This is a genomic window from Yimella sp. RIT 621 (assembly GCF_004146205.1).
GTDB classification, from domain to species: domain Bacteria; phylum Actinomycetota; class Actinomycetes; order Actinomycetales; family Dermatophilaceae; genus Yimella; species Yimella lutea.
The window spans coordinates 1-1,384 of the sequence record NZ_SEIP01000034.1 but is presented as its reverse complement, the minus strand read 5'-3'; the positions used below and the strand labels follow the sequence as shown (position 1 = coordinate 1,384).

General features: G+C 64.4%; 1 protein-coding gene. It reads left to right on the top strand.

The genetic code is table 11. The features are described from left to right. Nucleotides 1–82 precede the first annotated feature (82 nt). Nucleotides 83–1,369, top strand: coding sequence for a DDE-type integrase/transposase/recombinase (locus tag EU513_RS15565; protein ID WP_205744823.1), 1,287 nt, complete (start codon nt 83–85; stop codon nt 1,367–1,369). Nucleotides 1,370–1,384: the final 15 nt, after the last annotated feature.

The window sequence follows — 1,384 nt, the reverse complement described above, 5'->3', positions numbered from 1 at the left end:
CGCGTTGACTCACGCTAAATGCCCGCGTGGGTGGAGTCATTGACTCATCCCAGAATGCCCGCGTGGGGTGCAGCCTCGATGGATGGAGCTCACGGTGGGTCAGCGCAAGGCGGTCCTGGTCTCGCAGGTGAAGGCGTGGCCGAAGGCGACGAAGGCGGAGAAGACAGCGATCCTGGACCATCTGGTCGCGGTCAACGGGTGGCACAGGGACCACGCCCGCAAGATGCTCCGCCGCGCGGTCGCCGGTCATGACCCGAATCGTCCCCGAGCACAGCGTGATCCGGTCTACCGCTACGACCCTGCCGTGATCGATGCCCTGGTGACCTGCTGGGTGGTCCTGGACGGCCCCACCGGGAAGCGACTGCACCCTGCGCTGCCCGACCTGACCACCGCGCTGATCGCCCACGGCGAACTGCACTGCACCCCTGACACGTTGGCCGCGCTGCTACGAATGTCACCCGCCACGATCGACCGCCGCCTCAAACCACACCGCACCGGCCTGATCGCGACCAAGGGCCGGTCGATGACCAAACCCGGCAGCCTCCTCAAGGCCAGCATCCCGATGAAGACCTGGCACGAATGGAACGAAACCGTCCCCGGCTTCCTCCAGATCGACCTGGTCGCACACGAAGGCGGCGACAACAATGGAGCCTTCCACTACACCCTGGACGCCACCGACATCGCGACCGGTTGGACCGAAGCGATCAGTGTCCGCTCCAAAGGCGAACGAATCGTCGCCGCCGGCCTGACCGACCTGATCCTGCGATTCCCGTTCGGCATCAACGGAATCCACTCCGACAACGGGGGCGAGTTCATCAACCACCACCTCGCGAAGTGGTGCGACGCGCGACGTATCACCCTGACCCGCGGCCGGGCCCACCACAGCAACGACCAGGCCTACGTCGAGCAGAAGAACTGGTCCAGCGTCCGCCGCGCGGTCGGTTACTACCGGTACGACACCCGCCACGAGCTCGACCTGCTCAACCAACTGTGGCCCCTGCAAGCAGCACTCGACAACCTCTACCTGCCCCAACAAAAGCTGCGCAGCAAGTCTCGCAACGGCGCCAAGGTCACCAAAACCTACGACACCGCCGCGACCCCGCTGCACCGCCTGACCCGGGACCACCCGCAGTACCTCACCGATCAAGACGCCGCTGACCTGAGCACACGAGCCACCCAGATCAACCCCGCCGAACTACGCCGTCAGATCCACGCGATCCAAGCCAGTCTCATCGAACTCGCCCGCCGCAGAGGCAAAGTCGAACAACGACCCAAGCGCAACGCGACCTACCTCAGCCGCAAGAAAATCCACCCCACCAAGCGGGCAAATTCAGATAAGTCAACGACTCACTCCACGCGGGCATCTTGACGTGAGTCAACATGA